Annotated in this window: 1 protein-coding gene; it reads left to right on the forward strand. The window is 57.6% G+C overall.

Annotation, left to right across the window (positions count from 1 at the left end; all coding sequences use genetic code 11):
* Positions 1 to 108 precede the first annotated feature (108 nt).
* On the forward strand, positions 109 to 711 hold the full coding sequence (gene gstA / locus HX786_RS30940) for a glutathione transferase GstA (protein WP_177067305.1): 603 nt from the start codon (positions 109 to 111) through the stop codon (positions 709 to 711).
* Positions 712 to 733: the final 22 nt, after the last annotated feature.

Here is a 733-nt window from a genome sequence, read left to right on the forward strand (position 1 = left end):
GGTTCATCATGGCAGTAGCTGTCCTTATGGCAGGATTCTGAAAGATTAATTTTACCCAAGGTGCCATGCCCACGAGACTGAAGGCAACTGTCCTGCGGAGTTGCCCCGATGAAGCTGTATTTTTCCCCGAATGCCTGTTCCCTCGCCTCCCATATCGCGCTGCGGGAATTGGCCCTGCCGTTTGAATTGATTCGCGTCGACAACCAGAAAAAGCTCACGGCTGACGGTGATGATTTCCTGCAGATCAATCCCAAGGGCTATGTGGCCGCACTGCAACTGGACAACGGCGAGGTACTGACCGAAGGTGCCGCCATCCTGCAATACCTGGCCGACCGGGTACCCGCAGCGGGCCTGGCGCCGGCCAATGGCAGCTGGGAGCGGGTGCGTTTGCAGGAATGGCTGAACTTTGTCTCCAGCGAGATTCATGGCGGGCTGGGAGTGTTGTTCAAGGACGCGATTCCCGATGAGGTGAAGGCGCTGTTCAAGGCCACGCTGTTCAAGCGTTTTGCGATTCTGGTACAGACCCTGGAGCGCCAGGATTACCTGCTGGGCGCGCACTACTCAGTGGCGGATGCGTACCTGTTTGTGGTGCTGCGCTGGGCGGGGTTGTTTGATATCGACTTGCAGCAGTGGCCGGCGTTAGCGAAGTTTCAGCAGCGGGTCGGTGAACGCCCGGCAGTGATTGCTGCCTTGGCCGCTGAAAATCCATGACCTGAAATGCGATCAACCTGTA

Source organism: Pseudomonas sp. 21615526 (assembly GCF_013386245.1).
Taxonomy (GTDB): domain Bacteria; phylum Pseudomonadota; class Gammaproteobacteria; order Pseudomonadales; family Pseudomonadaceae; genus Aquipseudomonas.

Coding starts and splice junctions, on each gene's coding strand:
- gstA (WP_177067305.1), top strand. CDS start 109: ATGAAGCTGTATTTTTCCCCGAATGCCTGTTCCCTCGCCTCCCATATC.